This window comes from Streptomyces sp. NEAU-YJ-81, assembly GCF_017592595.1.
GTDB lineage: Bacteria > Actinomycetota > Actinomycetes > Streptomycetales > Streptomycetaceae > Streptomyces > Streptomyces hygroscopicus_B.
The window spans coordinates 135,858-154,876 of sequence record NZ_JAGFNO010000008.1 but is presented as its reverse complement, the minus strand read 5'-3'; the positions used below and the strand labels follow the sequence as shown (position 1 = coordinate 154,876).

Genomic DNA, 19,019 nt, shown 5'->3' with positions numbered 1-19,019 from the left:
GAGGGGGCGCGCTCAGCCGCCCGCGCCCGGCACCGGGAAGGCCCCGGTCGCCCGGCGCACGATCTCCCCGTAGACCTCGGGGTCGGTCGTGTACTCGCCGAGCCGACAGGTCTTACGGCTGCCGTGATAGTCGCTGGAGCCGGTGGCGAGCAGACCGAGCTCGGCGGCGAGGCCGCGCAGCCGCGCGCGGGTGTCCTCGTCGTGGTCCATGTGGTCGACCTCGATACCGTCGAGACCCGCCGCCGCCAGCTCGCCGATCGCGCTCTCCGGTACGCACTGGCCCCGCTTGACGGCCCGCGGATGGGCGAAGACCGCGACCCCGCCGGCGCCCTTGATCAGCCGGATCGCCTCGAAGGGGTCCGACTCGTGCTTCTCCACATGCGCCCGGCCACCGTCGGCCAGCCAGTCCTGGGTGAAGGCGTCCGAGACGCTCGCCACGACGCCCAGCTCGACCAGCGCGGTGGCGATGTGCGGCCGTCCGACGGCCCCGTCCCCGGCGATCTCCGCCACCCGCTCCCAGGTGATCGGCACGTCCAGCTCGCGCAGCTTCGCGACCATCGCCTGGGCCCGGGGCACCCGGTCGTCGCGCACCAGCTCGCGCTCGGCCGCCAGCTCGGGCTCGTTCGGGTCGAAGAGGTACGCCAGCATGTGCAGGCTCACCCCGTTCAGGCGGCAGGACAGCTCGGCGCCGGTGACCAGTGTCAGCCCGGAGGGCAGCGCCCGCGTCGCCTCCGCATAGCCGCCGACGGTGTCGTGGTCGGTGAGCGCGACGACGTCCAGCCCCGCGGCGGCGGCATTGCGCACCAGCTCGGCGGGGGTGTCCGTACCGTCCGAGGCAGTGGAGTGGGTGTGCAGATCGATGCGCACGGCACGGGCTCCAAGCTGCGTTCGGGACGGACCGATGGGACGGGCCCAGCATAACCTCGCCCGGAGATACCCGGGTCAGCGCCCCTTGACCCGCGCTGGAGCCGCCAGCAGCGGCGAGACTCCGACGACTGGGCCCTGTCCGGTGGATCTTCGCGCCTGTGACATCAGCGGCTGCCGCGGGGCCCGCGGCGTCTGGTGCAGGGGGGGCACCTCCCATCAGTAGCTGGGGCGCCGTGCCAGGCGTCGCGGGCCCGCGACGATCCGCCGGACAGGGCCTGGGCTCCGGCGGCGCGGCCGCTCAGGGCGAGAGCAGCCTCGGTGAGAGCGCCCCGCAGGGCACCAGGTCGACCTCGGCCCCCGCGTCCCGCAGATCGGTGAGCACCATCTCGTCGTACATCAGCAGCCCGGTCTGCTCGGGCCAGACGACCGCCCACAGCCACAGCCCGCACGCCTCGCCCGCGAAGACGGCGCGGTCGTCCGGGGTGCCTTCGACATGCCACAGCGGGGTGGGCCGCCCGGCGGCCAGCACCTTGACGTGCGGCGGCTTGTCGACCCGCATCCCCGGCCCCGGATCGGGCCCCGGGATGCCCGCGAAACGCGCGCCGAGCCCGACGCCGAGCTCCTCGGCGATCAGCAGCAGCTCCCCCGGGCCGCCCAGCGGTCCGGGTCCGGAGCAGGCCACGGCGGTGGCCCGGCCGCCGCTGCGGTCGTCCCCGGCGCAGGCCACACCGGTGAACAGCCAGCCCACGGGCAGCGGCCACGGCATCCACACGGGCACCCGGGCGCGGTTGGTGACCACCACGAGCGCTTCGACGCTCGGCGGAACGACCGGCTGTTGAGGGTGCACCGTGCCGTGCACTCCGCACTGCCAGGAGTCGGCGAAGAGACCGGGTGCTCGCACCCGGCCACCGCATTTCGGGCAACTGGGTTCGCCCCTCATAGGCCCCCACGGTCCTCCCCGGCCGTCGTCGCGTCAAGGACGATCACCCGTCCGGAGGTCACTTCCCGCAGGAGTTCCCGTCCGGCGCCAGGCCCGGGAGGGATGGGCCGTCGGCACCGCGGTTCGTCCGGCGCCTCGCCCGCGAAAGATGTCCTTACGGGCCTCAGCCCGTCAGCGACACCCCAGCCCGCGCCGGGTCGCGCAGATCCGTACCGTGCCGCAGCCAGCGGTCCTGGAGGGCGCCGGCGCCGTGCACCCGCTTCCACGCCGCCTCGTTCGCGGTCATCGGCAGCATCGGCAGGAAGCGCACCGGCTCCATCGGCTCCAGCAGCTCCAAGTCCTCGACCAGGCCGCCCGGTTCGGCGACCAGGACGGAGCTGAAGGACGCCCCGGGCCACAGCGGCCCGCCGAGCTCCAGCGACGCGCCGGGCGTCACCACGACCCCCTCGACCTGGGGGGAGGCGGCCAGCACGGCGAGCGGGCGGAGCACCTCGTCGAGGATGGCGAGGTCGGGGCCGCGGCCGCCGGCCCTTACGGTCAGCATCAGCTCGGCGCGCGGCCCGCGCAGGGGGTCGGCGACGGCGGCGGTCGGGCTGGTCATCGGATGGTCCGACATACCGAGGGTGGCGTAGCGGATCACATCGCTCTCGTCCCGGAATCGCAGCACGTCAATGCGGTCCGTACCGACGAAAGTGATGGCCGCGCGGGCGTCCGGCTCGCCCAGCGCGGTGGTCAACCGGGCCTCGACCAGCTGAAGAACGTCTGACATGCGGTGAGCATAGATCGCGTATCGAACGGGCAAAGCGGCGACGTAACGGTTCTGCCGACTGATAGCCTTAATCCCTGCCCAGGGAGTTACACGTCGTCCCTCACGGGGGACCGGCCGGAGGAGGTGGGGCTGCGGTGGATCCTAGTCGACCGTGCAGTACCGACAGTTCTCCCGTCGTTTCCCCTAGGTATGCGACTTCATGATCTGAAGCCTTCCGTACCCCGCCCCCCGGCGGTGAAACACGCGAAGCCATCTCGCATCCAGGGCATCTGACGGTAGAGCGCCTTCGTACCGCTTTGTTCAGTTCCGAAGAACTTCCGTCAGCGCCATCGCACGGAGCGCCGCCCGCTTTGCGGACGTACGGGCACCGGGTGTCGTACGTCCACCTTCCGGGCGCAGCGCTGCGCCGCGCGCCCGCCGCTGACGGCCGCCTCGTGAAGGAGCCCGTCATGTCGATGATCCGTGACCTGCGTGCAGCCGTCCGCCCCGCTCTGCGCCGCACCCGTACCTCCAGTGACTACGACGCGACGCGTGACCCGTCGGTCACCAGCGCCGTGGTCGACTGCGCGGTCTACCGCGACGGCAAGCGGGTCAGCGACCACGTGAGCCCGGCGCAGGCCATGGAGCGGGTCCGCGAGGAGGGCGGGTTCGCCTGGATCGGGCTGCATGAGCCGACCGAGCGCGAGTTCGCCGGGATCGCCCAGGAGTTCGGGCTGCACCCGCTGGCGGTCGAGGACGCGGTGCAGGCCCATCAGCGGCCCAAGCTGGAGCGGTACGACGACACCCTCTTCACCGTCTTCAAGACCATCCACTACGTCGAGCACGCCGAACTCACCTCGACCAGCGAGGTGGTGGAGACCGGTGAGGTGATGTGCTTCACCGGCCGGAACTTCATCGTGACCGTGCGGCACGGCGGCCAGGGCTCGCTGCGCGCCCTGCGCCACCGGCTCCAGCAGGACCCCGAACTGCTCGCCAAGGGCCCCTCCGCGGTGCTGCACGCCATCGCCGACCAGGTCGTCGACGGCTATCTCGCGGTCGCCGACGCGGTCCAGGACGACATCGACGAGGTCGAAATCGATGTCTTCTCGGCCGCGACCTCCCGGCGGGGCGGCGATGCGGGCCGGATCTACCAGCTCAAGCGCGAGGTCCTGGAGTTCAAGCGGGCCGTCTCGCCGCTGCTGCGGCCGATGCAGCTACTGAGCGAGCGGCCGATGCGGCTGGTGGACCCCGACATCCAGACGTACTTCCGCGATGTCGCGGACCATCTGGCGCGGGTCAACGAGCAGGTGCTGGCCTTCGACGACCTGCTGAACTCGATCCTCCAGGCCAATCTGGCACAGGCCACGGTCGCGCAGAACGAGGACATGCGGAAGATCACATCCTGGGCGGCGATCTTCGCCGTGCCGACGATGATCGCGGGGATCTACGGCATGAACTTCGACTACATGCCGGAGCTGCGCTGGAAGTTCGGCTACCCGACCGTGCTCGTCGTCACCGTGGGCATCTGCTTCGCGATCCACCGCGGCTTCAAGCGCAACGGCTGGCTGTAGGCGCAACGGCCGACTCCAGGGCCGGACCGCGGACGGACGGGCCCCTATCGGCCGGGCCCGTCCGAGGGGGCCTTGTGACCCGTCCGAGGGGGCCTTGGCCCGTCCGAGGGGGCCTTCACCGGCCCGGGCGGGACTTCCTACCGTCCGCCATGATGACCAGCGCGAGCCCGCCGAGGATCACCGCGAGCGCCGGGTAGGCGGCCACGGGCGGCATCTGGCCCAGCCACAGGGCCGCGATCAGGGCCGCCCCCGGCGTCTCCAGCAGGATCGCGGTCGAGGTGATGGAGGGGCCGAGGCCCTTGACCACCCGGTTGATGAGGGTGTGCCCCAGCAACTGTGCGGTGACCGTCAGCACCGCGAGCTGCAGCCAGGTGGTGCCGCTGTAGCCGCCGAGCCGCGCGCCTGCCACCAGGCAGGTCAGCAGCAGGAGCACGCTGGTGGTGGCATAGCAGACATAGGCGTACACGGTGGTGCTCACCGAACGGCGCACCTCCGCCCCGAGCAGCACGTACCCGGCCGCCGCCACCCCGCCCAGCAGCGCGAGCGCGTCGCCCAGCAGGGCGCGTGGGGAACCGGACAGATCGACGCCGGTGAGTATCACCACACCGAGGATCGCGAGCCCCATGCCCAGCCAGGCGAGCGTGGGCGGGCGGTGGCCGCGCAGCCGCAGCAGCAGCGCCGTCCAGATGGGGGTCGTGGTCACCAGCGCGGTCGAGGAGGCCACGGAGGTCATGTGCAGGCTCGGCAGCCAGGCGCCGAAGTGCACCGCGAGCAGCGCCCCCGCCCCGACCGACAGCAGCGCCGCCCGGCGGCCCATCCCGCGCAGCTCGCCCCGGTGGCGCCACAGCGCGAACGGGGTGAGCGCGCCCACCGCCATGGCGTTGCGCCAGAAGGCGATGGCGAGTGCGGGCGCCACCGTCGCGGCGGCCAGCGGCGCGGAGAGCGAGACACCGGCGATGGCGACCGTAAGGAGCGCGATGTCGACGGGAACGCCACCACCGGGACGACCGCCGTCACCGAGTGCGGCGGGGGTGGTGGTGTGGGCTGGGTTGCGGGCGGCACGGGCGGTGGGCACGGCGCCAGCGTAAGGCGCATGAGCATAAGACGGAACTGACCTTTCACAGGCTGGGACGGGTGCGTGACTGGCCTAGGCTGTCGGCATGACGCAGACGCCGATGGACCGTGCCCTTGTCGAGGAGGCGGCCAAGAAGTCCGCCCTCATCTGGGTCCAGGGCACCGAAGGCGCCCCGCGCGCCCTGTGGCACATCTGGCACGAGGGCGCGGCCTGCCTCGTCGGAGACGGGCCCCAGGAGCAGCCCCTCCAGGGCCTCGGACTGACCGACGGCGGAAGCGCCACGGTGACCGTGCGCAGCAAGGACAAGGGCGGGCGCCTGGTCGGCTGGCCCGCGCGGGTGGTCGAACTGACCCCGGGCGGCGAGGCGTGGACCGCGGTGGTCGACGAGCTCAAGGGCAAGCGGCTGAACGCGACGGACGCCGACCACATCGCGGAGCGCTGGGCGCGCGAATGCCGGGTGCTGCGGCTGGAGCCCACGCCCGGGGCGCTCGCCGAACACCCCACCGGCTCCCTGGCGGCGGCCCCGCTGCCGTCCCCGGCGACCACCCGTCGGCCGATCCCGGCGGCGCTCCCGAAGCTCCTCGCCCGCCGCAAGAAGCGCGCCCGTGGCGCCCGTAAGGACGCGTCGTAGCTTCTGACGCCGGGTGAGGCCGGGGCCTGGCTCCGACGCCCGTAAGGCCGCGGTCCAGCCCTGACGCCCGCCGTAAGGGCGCGCCCTGGCTCTGACGCCCGGTAAGGACGCGCCCCGGCTTCAAGGACGCGCCCTCGCCGCCCATACGGGCGCTCACGGCTACGGCTTCCGCAGGGCCGACTACGGCGCCTCCGGGATCTGCTGCCCGTAGTCGAGCACATGGCCCTTCTCCGGGGCGGCGAGCTTGAAGCCCTTGTTCCAGTCCGCGAGCTGGATCACGCCCGCGCCGCCCGCCCGCTGCAGCCGCAGCGGATAGGGCCGGCCCTCCAGGGAGACATCGAGCGATCCGCCCTCACCGGCCTTGCCGGCGCTGATGCGGATCGTCCGTACGCCGTCCACCTGTCCGTGGTCGCCCGTGGCGACCTTGCCCTGCAGGCCGAGCAACCCGTCCAGCAGCAGCTTCATATCGGTGAAACCGCTGAGCCGCTGGTAGGAGGGGTCGCCGGAGGGGACCTTCACATACTTGTCGTCCAGCTTCCCGGCCGCGTCGGCCGCGCCGCCGTGTCCCTCGTCCCCGCCGTCGTGTGACCAGAAGCCCGCGTCGGCCTTGAGGTAGAGCTCCTTGCCGACGCGCAGCAGCTCGAAGCTGGAGCCCTTGGTGGAGACCTGGCCCGTGCCGCCGTCGGCCTTGAGCCGCATGTTCAGCTTGTAGGTGGCTCCCTGGGTGACGAGCGTGCCGGAGAGCCGCACCGAACTCGCGCCGGCGACCGCCTGACGGGCCTTGCTCTCGATCTTCGTGGCGGGGAGCTTTCCCACGCCGTTCGTCCCCGCGTCGGGGTCCTTCTCCCCACCGCCGCCGCCACACGCGGCGAGCGTGGCGGCCAACCCCGCGCACATCGCCGCAACGACAGCCCTGTTCCGGGTGCGCACGTCCGCTCTGCCTCCTGATGCCGGTGCAGTAGGGCAGCGTACCGGTGCCGTCCCGCGGTGTCCGCAGGGTGCCGTACCGCCCTCGCCCGGCGGCAGGGCAGGTGCGGGCACGTTAGCCTGAACCCGGTGAAGAGCGGATCATTACCTTGAATGACCACAAAACCCCATATACGAGGGGAGGCAGGGCATGCCGGCAGGCGCCCCCCGGGTCTTCGTCTCGCATCTCGCGGGCGTCGCCGTCTTCGACCCGAACGGCGACCAGGTGGGGCGGGTGCGCGACGTCGTGGCGATGCTGCGGCTGGCCGGCCGCCCGCCGCGGGTGCTCGGCCTGGTGGTCGAGGTGATCGGCCGCCGCCGGATCTTCCTGCCCATGACGCGGGTGACCGGCGTGGAGTCCGGCCAGGTCATCACCACCGGTGTGCTCAACATGCGCCGCTTCGAACAACGCCCCACCGAGACCCTGGTCCTCGGCGAACTGCTCGACCGCACGGTGCGGGTGGTCGAGACCGGCGAGCCGGTGACGGTCCTCGACGTGGCCATGACCCAGCTGCCCGCGCGCCGGGAGTGGGAGGTCGACAAGGTCTTCGTACGCCGCGGCAAGACCGGCGCGCTGCGCCGCCGCGGCGAGGCGCTGACCGTGGACTGGTCGGCGGTCACCGGATTCTCGCTGGAGGAGCAGGGACAGGGCGCGGAGAACCTGCTGGCCACCTTCGAGCAGCTACGCCCCGCCGACCTGGCCAATGTGCTGCACCACCTGTCCGCCAAGCGCCGGGGCGAGGTGGCGGCGGCCCTGGACGACGAGCGGCTCGCGGACGTCCTGGAGGAGCTGCCCGACGACGACCAGGTGGAGATCCTCGGCAAGCTCAAGGAGGAGCGCGCGGCCGACGTCCTGGAGGCCATGGACCCCGATGACGCGGCCGATCTGCTCTCCGAGCTCCCCGAACCCGACAAGGAGCGGCTGCTGGACCTGATGCGCCCCCGCGACGCGGCGGACATGCGGCGGCTGATGTCGTACGAGGAGGGGTCGGCGGGCGGTCTGATGACGACCGAGCCGATCGTGCTGCGCCCGGACGCCACCATCGCGGACGCGCTCGCCCGGGTGCGTAACCAGGACCTGACGCCCGCGCTCGCCGCCCAGGTCTATGTGTGCCGCCCGCCCGACCAGACGCCCACCGGCCGCTATCTGGGCGTCATCCACTTCCAACGGCTCCTGCGCGACCCGCCGTTCACCCTCGTAGGGGCGTCCGTCGACACCGATCTGCCGACCCTGCCGCCGGACACCCCGCTGCCCGTCGTCGCCGGCCATCTGGCCACCTACAACCTGCTCGCGGCGCCCGTCGTGGACGAGACCGGCTCCCTGCTCGGCGCCGTGACGGTCGACGACGTGCTGGACCATCTGCTGCCGTCCGACTGGCGGGAGCGCGAGCTGTACGCCGGGATGGCCCTGCCGGAGGCCGCCGATGGACGGTGAGGGCATCCGGCTGGACCGGCCCAAGGCGCGGCGCCGCAGCCCGCTGCCGCGCTGGGACCCCGAGGCGTTCGGCAGGGCGTCGGAGCGGATCGCGCGCTTCCTGGGCACCGGGCGGTTCATCGCCTGGATGACCGCCTTCGTCGCCTTATGGCTGGCCTGGAACATCCTGGCGCCGCCGCGGCTGCGGTTCGACCCATTCCCGTTCATCTTCCTGACGCTGATGCTCTCGCTCCAGGCGTCGTACTCCGCCCCGCTGATCCTGCTGGCCCAGTACCGCCAGGCCGACCGCGACCGCGTCAACCTCGAACAGGACCGCAAGCAGAACGAAAGGTCGATCGCCGACACCGAGTTCCTCACCCGGGAGATCGCGGCGCTGCGGACGGGCCTGGGCGAGGTCGCCACCCGCGACTGGCTCCGCGACCAGCTTGAGGACCTGCGCCGGGAGCCGGACGGCGGACGGAGCGCCCCGCGGCCCGGCGCCCACGGCGAACCCCGGCCGAGTGAGGAACGCGACCGCTGACGCCCATCCCGCCTCCCGCCCGCGGCGCCGTACCATCTCCATATGGCTACCGACACCCTCCCAGCGCCGAGCGAAGACGCGGTACGCGCCGCGCTCGCGACGGTCAACGACCCGGAGATCCACAAGCCGATCACCGACCTCGGCATGGTCAAATCCGTCGAGATCGCGGCGGATGGCTCGGTCGCCGTGGTGGTCTACCTCACAGTCTCCGGCTGCCCGATGCGGGACACGATCACCAGCAGCGTGCGGACGGCGGTCGCCGAGGTCGAGGGTGTGACCGGGGTCACGGTCGAACTCGATGTGATGAGCGACGAGCAGCGCCGTGAGCTGGCCACCTCGCTCCGCGGCGGCCAGGCCGAGCGCGAGGTGCCCTTCGCCAAGCCCGGCTCGCTGACCCGGGTCTACGCCGTGGCCTCCGGCAAGGGCGGCGTCGGCAAGTCGTCGGTGACGGTCAACCTGGCCGCCGCGATGGCCGCCGACGGGCTCAAGGTCGGCGTGGTGGACGCCGACATCTACGGCCACTCGGTGCCCCGCATGCTGGGCGCCGACGGACGCCCCACCCAGGTCGAGAACATGATCATGCCGCCGTCGGCGAACGGCGTGAAGGTGATCTCGATCGGGATGTTCACCCCCGGGAACGCCCCGGTGGTCTGGCGCGGCCCGATGCTGCACCGCGCGCTCCAGCAGTTCCTGGCCGATGTCTACTGGGGCGACCTCGATGTGCTCCTGCTCGACCTCCCCCCGGGCACCGGCGATATCGCGATCTCCGTCGCCCAGTTGGTGCCCAACGCCGAGATCCTGGTGGTGACGACGCCGCAGGTGGCTGCCGCCGAGGTCGCCGAGCGGGCCGGTGCGATCGCCGTCCAGACCCATCAGAAGATCGTCGGCGTCGTGGAGAACATGTCCGGGCTGCCCTGCCCGCACTGCGACGAGATGGTCGACGTCTTCGGCACCGGCGGTGGCCAGGTGGTCGCCGACGGACTCAGCCGGACCACCGGCACGACGGTGCCGGTGCTGGGCTCCATCCCGATCGACGTACGGCTGCGCGAGGGCGGCGACGAGGGGAAGCCGGTCGTGCTGACCGACCCCGACTCCCCGGCGGGCAGCGCGCTCAAGGCGATCGCGGGCAAGATCGGCGGACGCCAGCGCGGCCTCGCGGGCATGTCGCTGGGCGTCACCCCGCGCAACAAGTTCTGAGCGCGCGCTCGGCAACGGCCTTACGGCTCGCGCTCGGCCACGGCCTTACGGTTCAGGGGCGGCTTCCTCGGGAAGCCGCCCCTGAGCCTTTGGCGCCTGCCTTACGAGTCGTAGCGGGTGATGTCCTTGACCACCGCGAACCCCAGGCCGTAGGCGCTCATCCCGCGCCCGTACGCCCCGATGTGCACGTCCTCGCCCGCCGTTCCGGCCAGCACCCAGCCGTACTCCGACTCGCGGTAGTGGAAGTCGGTCGGCACCCCGTCCACCGGGAGCGAAAGCCGCGACCAGCTCTCGCCCTCCAGATCGTCCGCCAGCTCCCAGGCGATCGCGGTCTGCTGGTCCAGCCAGTCCTGGCGCAGCGCCCGCTCCATCCGTGTCGGCCAGGTGCACGACAACAGACCGGACCCGGCCAGCCAGGCGGCCGAGGAGACCGAGGTGGCCTCCAGCTTGCCGGTGCCGTCGGCGCTGTCCCGCCCCGGGCGGCTGGCGACGGTGACGACCACCGTGAAGCGCTGCTGGTCCATATCGGTCTCGACGCGCAGCGACGGCTCCTCGCCATGGCCGGTCGAGCCGTACTCGACGATGCCATCGGCCGCCGCGCCCACCTGCATCAGCCAGCGGGGGCCGGTGAACGCCTCGTCAAGCCCGTACCAGGGGAAGCCGGCCATCAGATAGCCGTCGACGCTCCGCCGGGCATCGGCGGGCATCCCCTGCGCAGTCGCTGCCACCCCTCGTTCCCCTAGCCGACCCGTGGTCTCCATGTGCGCGCGGCCTCCTCGTTGCCCTGCGTTGTGGGCGGCCCGCCCCCCTCGGGCGACCCTCACCCCGGACAAAGGGAGGATAGCCATACGGGTCAACCAGGCCGGGCATACGGGGGGATCAAGTGGCGTCGGAGTCGAAAGGCGGACGCTCCTCGCGGCTCGGCTCCTCGCGCTTGCGCAGCAGGTCAGGCGTGCTGGAGTCGCCCTTGGACAGGGACAGCGGGGTGGTGCCGGAAGCCCCTGAAGAGCCCTGCGGCGAATCACTCTCCCGGCCGTTCACCGCGTCGGCGACCTCCGCCATCTCCTTACGGAGGTCGAAGCCGTTACGGATCTCCTTCAGGCCGAGCTCATCGGAGTCCATCACATGCTTGCGCACGAAGGTCTTGGGGTTGAGGTCCTCGAACTCGAAGTCCTTGAACTCCGGCCCCAGCTCAGAGCGGATGTCCTCTTTGGCACTGTCGGAGAACTCCCGGATCTTCCGGATGAACTGCGAGACATCCCGAATCACCTTCGGGAGCTTGTCCGGGCCGAAGACGAGCACCGCAAGGACAACGAGCGCGACAAGCTCGAGAGGTCCTATGTCCAACACCTTGCAGCTCCTCAAGACGTCTGGGGCCCCGGCCTGGGCCACTCAACACCGTACCTGGCGGCGGGGTCGGCGCGGGAGACAGCCGGGCCAACATCGCGCGTCAGCCGCTGCTCGCCGAACCCAGGGTCAGCCCCGCGGTGCGCTTCTTACCGCCGCGCTTGACGGTGAGCTCGAGCCGGTCGCCGGGGCGGTGGCTGCGGATCTTCACGATCAGCTCCTGTCCGCTGTGCACCGGGACGCCGTCCACCTCCGTGATCACGTCACCGGCCTTGATCCCCGCCTTGTCGCCGGGGCCGCCGGAAGTAACCGGCGGGCCGCTGCCGGCGCCCTTGGTGTTCACCCGGGCGCCGTCGCCCGTGTAGCCCATGTCGAGGGTCACGCCGATCACCGGATGGGTGGCCTTCCCCGTGTTGATCAGCTCCTCGGCGACCCGCTTGCCCTGGTTGATCGGGATGGCGAAGCCCAGGCCGATGCTGCCGCCCTGGCCGCCGCCGAGGCCCGAGCCGTCGTCGGCCGCCCGGATCGCGCTGTTGATCCCGATGACCCGCCCCTTGCGGTCGACCAGGGGGCCGCCGGAGTTGCCCGGGTTGATCGGCGCGTCGGTCTGCAGCGCGTCGACATAGCTGACGTCGCTGCCGTCCTCCTTCTCGCCGCCCGCGGTGATGGGGCGCTCCTTGGCGCTGATGATCCCGGAGGTGACGGTGCCCGCCAGGTCGAAGGGGGCGCCGATGGCCACGACGGGGTCGCCGACGCGCACGGAGTCGGAGTTGCCCAGCGGCAGCGGGGTGAGCCCGGAGACGCGGTCGACCTTGACGACCGCCAGGTCATAGCCGGCGTCGCGGCCGATGATCTCGGCCTTGGCGTCCTGGCCGCTGTTGAACGTCACCGATATGTCGCCGTCCGCGCCGGCGGGCTGGACGACATGGTTGTTGGTGAGGATATGACCCTGCTTGTCGAGGACGAAGCCGGTGCCGGTGCCCTCCTCCGAGCTGCCGCGCACATGGATGGTCACCACGCCGGGCAGCGAGCTGGCGGCGATCCCGGCGACGCTCCCCGGGGCCCTGGCCTCCTTCTCGACCGGGGCCTGCGGCAGCTTCACATCGACGCCGCCGGAAGCGTTGTCCCGCTCCGCGTACGCGCCGATGCCGCCGCCGACGCACCCCGCGACCAGGGCGATCAGCAGCACGGCGATCCAGGCGCCGCGGCGGGAGACCGTCTTCGGCGTCTTGGGCGCGGCGGGCGGCGGGACCACGGTCCAGGGGTCGTAGCCGCGCCACTGGGCGGTCGGGGCGGGCTGCGCCATCGGGGCGGGCCGATGGGGATCTGCGGGCCCCACAGGGAGCTGTGTGCCGTGCGGCGGGGTCATCCCGGGGTGCGGCGGCATGGGCGCAGGCGCGCTCTGCCCCGGTACGGGGCCCGCGGCGGGCGGCAGGGTGGTGCCGTGGGGCGGGGTCATCCCGGGGGCCGGGGGCGGTGCCTGGGGCGTCCCGGGGGCCTGGGGCGGCGCCTGGGCCATACCGGGGGCCGGGGGCAGCGCCTGAGGCGGCGCCTGGGGCGTCCCGGGGGCCTGGGGCGGCGTCTGAGGCGGCGCCTGCGCCATGCCGGGGGCCGGGGGCGGCGCCTGGGCCATACCGGGCGGGACATGCGTGCCCTGCGCGGGGGTCGCCACCGGGTGCTGGACGGGCGGGGCCGGGGCCCAGGGCCCGGGGCCGCCGTAGGGCGGGGTGCTGTACGGGTCGGGCTCGTGCAACGGCCGGGGCGCCGGCTCCTCGGGCACACGGCCCTCCATGGGCGCGTCCACCGGCTCCGGCGGCGCCTGCGCGGCGGCAGCCTCCGTACGCTCCTCGGCGCCCTCCGCCGCGTCGCTCGACTGGTCGCCGGGCCGTGCGGCGACCGGGCGGCTCCACCACTTCGGCTTCGGCTTCGGAGCCTTCGGCTCGTCCATGATCTCCTCTTTTTTGAGGGCTCGGTTCGCCTCCGGGGCGCCTAAGTCTCCCCCAGCTACCGCTGGGAGGTACCCCCTGTCGACGGTCGACGTGCTCGGTCGCCCACGCGGCGGAGCCGCATATCGATCGCAGCCCTCGCTCCCCGCGCGCGGCTCCCTTACGACAGCGACGCACCCCTTCGGCTCGCCCCCAGCCAACGCTGGGAGGTGCCCCCGGCCGGTCAGCCCAAGCACCCGGACACACTACGGTGCCCTTCGGCTTACCCCAGCCACCGCTGGGAATGCCCCCCGGCCGGTAAGGCCAAGCACCCTTCGGCTTGCCCGGTGGGTGTCCCGGCCGGTAAGGCCAAGCATCCGGGACCAGGGCACCGCGCCCCTCGGCTCACCTGCCCGAGCCGCGCTGCCCGGAGCCGATTCAATCAGGTCCGTCGGCGCTCGCGCAGGGCGGACGTAAAGACCTTGTCATGATCGGCAAAGAGACGGGCGGCCGGCGACATCGCGCCGTCACCGCCGTCGCACTACTTCGGGGGCGCGCTGACCCCGAGATACGGCGAGCCGCCCGACGTGGGCCGGGACGGGACCTCCATCTGAGTCGGCGCGGGGGCCGGGGGTGTGGAGTTCGACGTCCGCAGCAGCTCAGTGACCGAGAGAATCGGCTGTATCAGCGGATTCAGCGCCGCCCCGACGGGCTGGCGCAGGGCCGGTGGATGCGGGGTGGCCGTCGGGGACGGGGTGCCCGTCCGGGTGTCCGTGGTGGCCAACAGCCCCACCTCCTGGCGGGTCCGCTCCCGGACGCCCGTGCTCACGGCGGCGTCGGCGTCGACCGGGGCGACCGCGGTATCGGCACCGTCGGCCGAACTTCCCGGCGGGTCGACCGCCGCGTCCAGCGGAAGGGCCGCGCCGAGCGCGAAGGCCGCCAGCGAGACCGCTCCGGCCGCCGCGAAGGCGAACCTGCGGCGCGGGGCGGGGCGCTCGACCTCATGGATCCTGAAGCCGCGCTGACGTGAGGCACGAGCCGATGCCGCCGGTGCGATCGCGGTGCCCGGGGGCATCGTGGGCACGAAGGCGAACGCCCGCTCCCGTCTCTCCTGCGGCTCCCGGACGTCGCGCACCTCGCGGACGTCCCGTGGGGCGCCGCGCATCTCGCGCGGGCCGAAGACGCTCGGGCCCCCGAAGGGGGAGCCGCCCATACCGTCGTCGCCCGCGGCCGGCAGGCCCTGCAGACGCGCCAGAAAGCCCTCGGACGGTGCCGGGGGCGCCGTCTGGGCGAACACGTTTTTCAGCCGACGCTGAGCATCGGCTTCCGCCTTGCACTTGCAGCAGGTGGCGAGATGGGCGAGGACGCGCTCACGCGCGTCATGCCCCAGCTCACCGTCGACCAGAGCCGCAAGGCGGTCGCCGAGATGCTGCTCGGCGGGGGACGGACCGCCTGATCGGGTCACGCGATTCCGACCTCCCCGCTCAGCCGGGGGGCCGTGACACTCGGCGCCACCGCGGCGACCTCATGCTGCTGACCGGTCCGCGCCGCGGGGGCACGGTGCTGCAGCGCCTTGCGCAGATGCGAGCGGCCGCGGTGGATGCGGCTGCGCACGGTGCCCAGCTTGACGCCCAGAGTGGCCGCGATCTCCTCGTACGACAGCCCCTCGATGTCACAGAGCACCACGGCGGCGCGGAACTCCGGGGCGAGGGTGTCCAGCGCCTGCTGCACATCGGCGTCGAAGTGGGTGTCGTTGAAGTGCTGCTGGGGAGAGGGCTCGCGGCTGGGGAGCCGCTCCGCCGCGTCCTCGCCGAGGGCGTCGAAGCGGATGCGCTGCCGACGGCGGACCATGTCGAGGAAGAGATTGGTGGTGATGCGGTGCAGCCAGCCCTCGAATGTGCCCGGGGTGTACGTCGACAGCGAGCGGAAGACGCGGACGAACACCTCCTGGGTGAGATCCTCGGCGTCGTGCTGGTTACCGGTGAGCCGGTAGGCGAGGCGGTAGACCCGTGCGCTGTGCGTGCTGACGATCTCCTCCCAGGTAGGAGGCGTCCACGCCGGCGCGTCCGCGTCCGTGGCGAAGGTCGCGGTGGTGGCAGGCTCGGCGAGGGGCGCACCTCCCGTGCCCTTTGGGCTACGGGGGCGAGAACGGTCAGCAGTGTTGGTCACGGATTTCGGCTCGCCCACTGACCTGCGAAAGCGCTTCAGCACTCGCCGGTCACCGGCCGCAGCCGCACCTCCCCTGTCGGCTCTGGTGGTCTCCAGTAGAGCCCCTACCATATCCACCTCGCCCGTTAGCTCCGGATAAGCATTTTTGACCTGCATTTGGTCGTGATCCATACGGTCCCCCCGGCTTCTACAACGCCTGGTCCCATCTGCGGGTTCCCGAGCGCAGCGGATACAGTCACCGTTGCGCCAACTACGGGGACAGGAGAGGGTCATTACCGGCAACCGGCAGACGAGCTGGGCGTTCGCCGACGCGTTCGTCGCCGAGGACGAAGCCCTTCACTGGGCCCGTGACCGGGCCCGGGAGGCAGGGCTGCGCTCGGTGTCGGCGGGCACCGGCGCCGCGCTGCGGCTGCTCGCTGCCGCCGCCGATGCCAAGGTCGTCGCCGAGATCGGCACCGGGACGGGCGTCTCGGGGATCCATCTGCTGCGCGGGATGCGCCCGGACGGCGTGCTGACCACCGTGGACACCGAACCGGAGATGCAGCAGTTCGCCCGGCAGGCGTTCCGCGCGGCCGGGTTCACCGGGAACCGGGCGCGCTTCATCCCCGGCCGCGCCCTGGATGTGCTGCCCCGGCTGGCCGACGGCGGATACGACCTCGTCTTCTGCGACGGCGACCGGCTGGAGTGCCTGGACTACCTCGCCGAATCGTTGCGTCTGCTGCGGCCCGGCGGGCTGGTCTGCTTCGAGGGGGTCTTCACCAACGGGCGGACCGTGGACTCCGCCGCCCAGCCCACGGAGGTGCTGCGGGTACGCGAGCTGCTGCGGACCGTCCGGGAGTCCACCGTGCTGCAGTCGTCCCTGCTGCCGGTCGGCGACGGCCTGCTCTGCGCGGTCAAGCGGGGCTGAAACGGCCGACCCGGCCGGCCCCCCGCCTCGTACCGGAACCCCTTACATGCGCTGCCCCGGCGGCCGGTACCTGACGTACCGGCCGCCGGGGCAGCGCGCGGGTGATGGTGGGCCGCAAGCCGTCAGCCGACGACCTTCTTCAGGGCGTCGCCGAGGGCGTCGGCCTCGTCCGGTGTCAGCTCGACGACGAGCCGACCGCCGCCTTCGAGCGGAACGCGCATGACGATGCCCCGCCCCTCCTTGGTCACCTCGAGCGGGCCGTCGCCCGTCCGCGGCTTCATGGCCGCCATGCTCGTTCCCCTTCCTGAAACCAGCTCATCGCAGCCGACAACCCAGGTGTCACCGGCATCGAACACGTTGCTTCACTCTCATTATCCCGCATGGCATGACCCGATGACCAACATCGGTCGGCAACGCCTGTACGAGGCGGTCCCCCAAAACCACCCAATTCGGGGAGGGGGTCGCGGTAGCGTACGCCCGCCGTGACCGAACGAAGGGTCGGTTCTTTGACGCAGGTCACATGTCGGTCGGTCATGATCTCCGGCATGCTGTGCGCTGACCGCCGCGGCGGGTCCCCTCGCGGGCCCGCCGGTGCGGCCACCGCCCGAGCCACCCGCCAACTTGCCTCGCCCCACCGCCGGAGGACCGCCATGGCCGACACCGTGCTCTACGACCTCGCCGAGGGCCTCGCGACGATCACGCTCAATCGTCCCGACGCGATGAACGCCCTGAACATCGACACCAAGGTGGCGCTGCGCGACGCGCTGCTGCAGGCCGCGGAGGACCCGGCGGTGCGGGCGGTGCTGCTCACCGGATCCGGGCAGCGGGCCTTCTGCGTCGGCCAGGACCTCAAGGAGCACATCGGCCTGCTGGCCGCCGACCGTGACGGCAGCGGCGAGGGCTCGACCATGAGCACGGTCGCGCTGCACTACAACCCGATCGTCACCGCGATCGCCGGGATGCCGAAGCCCGTGGTCGCCGCCGTCAATGGCGTCGCTGCGGGCGCCGGGGCGGGCTTCGCGTTCGCCGCCGACTACCGGATCGTCGCCGACACCGCCTCCTTCAACACCTCCTTCGCCGGGGTCGCGCTGACCGCCGACTCGGGGGTCTCCTGGACCCTTCAGCGGCTGATCGGATACGGCCGCGCGGCGGATCTGCTGCTCTTCCCGCGCGGTATCGACGCCCAGGAGGCGCTCGACCTGGGCATCGCCCACCGGGTGGTCCCGGCCGACGAACTGGCCGACCAGGCGGCGGCGGTCGCCCGGCGGCTGGCCGAGGGCCCCACCGCGGCCTATGCGGCGCTCAAGGAGTCCCTGGCCTTCGCCGCGGGCCACACCCTCACCGAGTCCCTGGCCATGGAGGACGAACTGCAGCGCCGCGCGGGGGCCTCGGACGACCACGCGATCGCGGTGAACGCGTTCGTGAACAAGGAGAAGCCGAGGTTCACCGGCCGCTGACCGGCTCGCCCCGGCCGCCGGCGGCCGGGGCTCAGACCGCGTCACGGCCGGGGCTCAGACCGCGTCGCGGCTGTGGCAGTCGGCCAGATGGTCGTTGACCAGGCCGCATGCCTGCATCAGGGCGTAGGCCGTGGTGGGTCCGACGAAGCGGAAGCCGCGCTTCTTGAGGTCGCGGCTGAGGGCCGTGGACTCCGGGGTGATCGCGGCGACATCGGTGGCAGTCCGCGGCACCGGGCGGCCGTCGGGGGCCGGGGCATGGGACCAGATCAGCTCGTCCAGCTCACCGGGCGCCAGGGCCGCCGCGGCGCGGGCGTTGGAGATGGTGGCGGCGATCTTGGCCCGGTTGCGGATGATCCCGGGGTCGCCGATCAGCCGCTGCTCGTCGGCCTCGGTGAACTCCGCGACCTTCGCGATCGAGAAGTCGGCGAAGGCGGCCCGGAACCCCTCCCGGCGGCGCAGGATCGTCAGCCAGGACAGCCCGGACTGGAACGCCTCCAGGCAGATCCGCTCATAGAGCGCGTCATCGCCATGGACCGGGCGGCCCCACTCCGTGTCGTGATAGACGCGGTAGTCGGCCATGGTCTCGGCCTCCAGGCCCCAGGGACAGCGCAGCAGACCGTCCGGCCCCGGAACCACACCTTGCCCGCTCATGCGCCCTGCCCTTCGTAGCCGTGTCCCTCATAGCCGCGCCCGTCGTAGCCGCGCCCCTCAAAGAGGTTTCCCTCGAAGCCGTCTTCGTCGAAGCCGGGCCACTCGGGGCCGGGCCCCTCGCGGCCGCTCCGCCCGAAGCCGTGGTCGCTCTCCGGGACCGACAGGGAATCGGGGCCGGGCCCGGGGGGCGACGACGGCTTCGGGTGCGGGCCCGCGAGCGCCGCCTCCAGCTCGGCGATCCGGGCGTCGCGCTCGGCGAGCTCGGCACCGAGGCGGCCCAGCACATCGTCGACGTCAGCCATCCGGTAGCCCCGCAGCGTCATGGGGAGGCGCAGCGCCTCCACATCGGCGCGCGCCAGCGGCCGGTCGGCGGGCAGCGGCTCGTCCAGCCGGTCCGGGGGCGCCTCGGTGAGCGGGCCGTCACCGCCGCCGACGACGGCGAGCGTGACCCCGCCGACCACCACGACCAGCGCGATCAGCAAGAACAAGAACACGGTGATCGTCTCCCCGTCAGATGCATGGTTGAGTCTGTGTCCGTCGGCCTCGATAACTGTCTGCACCGATCGTGCCATGCCCCTCCGACAGTTATCGTCGCTGCCCGCAACCTGGAAGA

The 19,019-nt window shown here is 72.2% G+C and carries 20 protein-coding genes; 7 read left to right on the top strand and 13 right to left on the bottom strand.

Annotated features, from left to right (window positions below):
* Positions 1-12 precede the first annotated feature (12 nt).
* The 3 genes from J5X86_RS20125 to J5X86_RS20115 all read right to left on the bottom strand — a co-directional run bounded on the left by J5X86_RS20125 (position 13) and on the right by J5X86_RS20115 (position 2,576).
* Positions 13-867 (bottom strand): PHP domain-containing protein, encoded by an 855-nt coding sequence (locus J5X86_RS20125; protein ID WP_208518150.1) that lies wholly within the window; start codon positions 865-867, stop codon positions 13-15.
* 298 nt (positions 868-1,165) lie between these two features.
* Entirely contained in the window at positions 1,166-1,807 is a 642-nt protein-coding gene (locus J5X86_RS20120) for a DUF6758 family protein (protein ID WP_059145236.1), read from the bottom strand.
* A gap of 163 nt (positions 1,808-1,970) precedes the next feature.
* Positions 1,971-2,576: a suppressor of fused domain protein gene (locus J5X86_RS20115; RefSeq protein ID WP_208518149.1), complete on the bottom strand. Its 606-nt coding sequence runs from the start codon at positions 2,574-2,576 to the stop codon at positions 1,971-1,973.
* 449 nt (positions 2,577-3,025) lie between these two features.
* Between J5X86_RS20115 and J5X86_RS20110 the strand changes: the two genes are divergently transcribed.
* Complete coding sequence (locus J5X86_RS20110) at positions 3,026-4,126, top strand: magnesium and cobalt transport protein CorA (RefSeq protein WP_208518148.1); 1,101 nt, start codon at positions 3,026-3,028, stop codon at positions 4,124-4,126.
* A 115-nt stretch (positions 4,127-4,241) separates the two neighbouring features.
* On the opposite strand, the gene J5X86_RS20105 is transcribed toward J5X86_RS20110, so the two are convergent.
* Positions 4,242-5,201, bottom strand: coding sequence for a DMT family transporter (locus J5X86_RS20105; protein WP_208518147.1), 960 nt, complete (start codon positions 5,199-5,201; stop codon positions 4,242-4,244).
* 85 nt (positions 5,202-5,286) lie between these two features.
* Here J5X86_RS20105 and J5X86_RS20100 point away from each other — a divergent pair, with 85 nt between their 5' ends.
* On the top strand, positions 5,287-5,832 hold the full coding sequence (locus J5X86_RS20100; protein ID WP_208518146.1) for a hypothetical protein: 546 nt from the start codon (positions 5,287-5,289) through the stop codon (positions 5,830-5,832).
* 180 nt (positions 5,833-6,012) lie between these two features.
* Here the strand turns inward: J5X86_RS20100 and J5X86_RS20095 are convergent, their stop codons facing one another.
* The gene (locus tag J5X86_RS20095) at positions 6,013-6,762 is read right to left on the bottom strand and encodes a hypothetical protein (RefSeq protein ID WP_208518145.1); all 750 of its coding nucleotides are present in this window, start codon (positions 6,760-6,762) and stop codon (positions 6,013-6,015) included.
* A 187-nt stretch (positions 6,763-6,949) separates the two neighbouring features.
* Between J5X86_RS20095 and J5X86_RS20090 the strand changes: the two genes are divergently transcribed.
* From J5X86_RS20090 to J5X86_RS20080, 3 genes are read left to right on the top strand one after another with little or no spacing between them, the layout of a single operon-like run.
* Entirely contained in the window at positions 6,950-8,233 is a 1,284-nt protein-coding gene (locus J5X86_RS20090) for a magnesium transporter MgtE N-terminal domain-containing protein (protein WP_208518144.1), read from the top strand.
* The gene (locus J5X86_RS20085) at positions 8,223-8,753 is read left to right on the top strand and encodes a DUF1003 domain-containing protein (RefSeq protein WP_208518143.1); all 531 of its coding nucleotides are present in this window, start codon (positions 8,223-8,225) and stop codon (positions 8,751-8,753) included. The genes J5X86_RS20090 and J5X86_RS20085 overlap by 11 nt, the downstream gene beginning before the upstream one ends.
* Before the next feature lie 42 nt (positions 8,754-8,795).
* Complete coding sequence (locus tag J5X86_RS20080; protein ID WP_078643409.1) at positions 8,796-9,950, top strand: Mrp/NBP35 family ATP-binding protein; 1,155 nt, start codon at positions 8,796-8,798, stop codon at positions 9,948-9,950.
* Positions 9,951-10,051: 101 nt separating this feature from the next.
* Here J5X86_RS20080 and J5X86_RS20075 read toward each other — a convergent pair whose 3' ends face one another.
* The 5 genes from J5X86_RS20075 to sigE form a co-directional block, all read right to left on the bottom strand.
* Positions 10,052-10,711 (bottom strand): hypothetical protein, encoded by a 660-nt coding sequence (locus tag J5X86_RS20075; protein ID WP_208518142.1) that lies wholly within the window; start codon positions 10,709-10,711, stop codon positions 10,052-10,054.
* A 118-nt stretch (positions 10,712-10,829) separates the two neighbouring features.
* Positions 10,830-11,300 (bottom strand): sec-independent translocase, encoded by a 471-nt coding sequence (locus J5X86_RS20070; RefSeq protein ID WP_208518141.1) that lies wholly within the window; start codon positions 11,298-11,300, stop codon positions 10,830-10,832.
* Positions 11,301-11,400: 100 nt separating this feature from the next.
* The gene (locus tag J5X86_RS20065; protein WP_208518140.1) at positions 11,401-13,245 is read right to left on the bottom strand and encodes a trypsin-like peptidase domain-containing protein; all 1,845 of its coding nucleotides are present in this window, start codon (positions 13,243-13,245) and stop codon (positions 11,401-11,403) included.
* 518 nt (positions 13,246-13,763) lie between these two features.
* Complete coding sequence (locus J5X86_RS20060) at positions 13,764-14,687, bottom strand: anti-sigma factor (protein WP_208518139.1); 924 nt, start codon at positions 14,685-14,687, stop codon at positions 13,764-13,766.
* Positions 14,684-15,502, bottom strand: coding sequence for an RNA polymerase sigma factor SigE (gene sigE, locus J5X86_RS20055; protein ID WP_208518138.1), 819 nt, complete (start codon positions 15,500-15,502; stop codon positions 14,684-14,686). Before sigE ends, J5X86_RS20060 begins: the two co-directional genes overlap by 4 nt.
* A 130-nt stretch (positions 15,503-15,632) precedes the next feature.
* On the opposite strand from sigE, the gene J5X86_RS20050 reads away from it, so the two are divergent.
* On the top strand, positions 15,633-16,298 hold the full coding sequence (locus J5X86_RS20050) for an O-methyltransferase (protein ID WP_014054715.1): 666 nt from the start codon (positions 15,633-15,635) through the stop codon (positions 16,296-16,298).
* Positions 16,299-16,420: 122 nt separating this feature from the next.
* Here the strand turns inward: J5X86_RS20050 and J5X86_RS20045 are convergent, their stop codons facing one another.
* Positions 16,421-16,588, bottom strand: coding sequence for a DUF3117 domain-containing protein (locus J5X86_RS20045; RefSeq protein WP_003966491.1), 168 nt, complete (start codon positions 16,586-16,588; stop codon positions 16,421-16,423).
* A gap of 360 nt (positions 16,589-16,948) precedes the next feature.
* Between J5X86_RS20045 and J5X86_RS20040 the strand changes: the two genes are divergently transcribed.
* The gene (locus J5X86_RS20040) at positions 16,949-17,755 is read left to right on the top strand and encodes an enoyl-CoA hydratase-related protein (RefSeq protein WP_208518137.1); all 807 of its coding nucleotides are present in this window, start codon (positions 16,949-16,951) and stop codon (positions 17,753-17,755) included.
* A gap of 54 nt (positions 17,756-17,809) precedes the next feature.
* Here the strand turns inward: J5X86_RS20040 and J5X86_RS20035 are convergent, their stop codons facing one another.
* Both J5X86_RS20035 and J5X86_RS20030 read right to left on the bottom strand, forming a co-directional pair.
* Positions 17,810-18,406, bottom strand: a complete 597-nt coding sequence (locus J5X86_RS20035; protein WP_208518136.1) for a DNA-3-methyladenine glycosylase I — start codon at positions 18,404-18,406, stop codon at positions 17,810-17,812.
* Entirely contained in the window at positions 18,403-18,900 is a 498-nt protein-coding gene (locus J5X86_RS20030; RefSeq protein ID WP_308124655.1) for a DivIVA domain-containing protein, read from the bottom strand. Before J5X86_RS20030 ends, J5X86_RS20035 begins: the two co-directional genes overlap by 4 nt.
* Positions 18,901-19,019 lie beyond the last annotated feature (119 nt).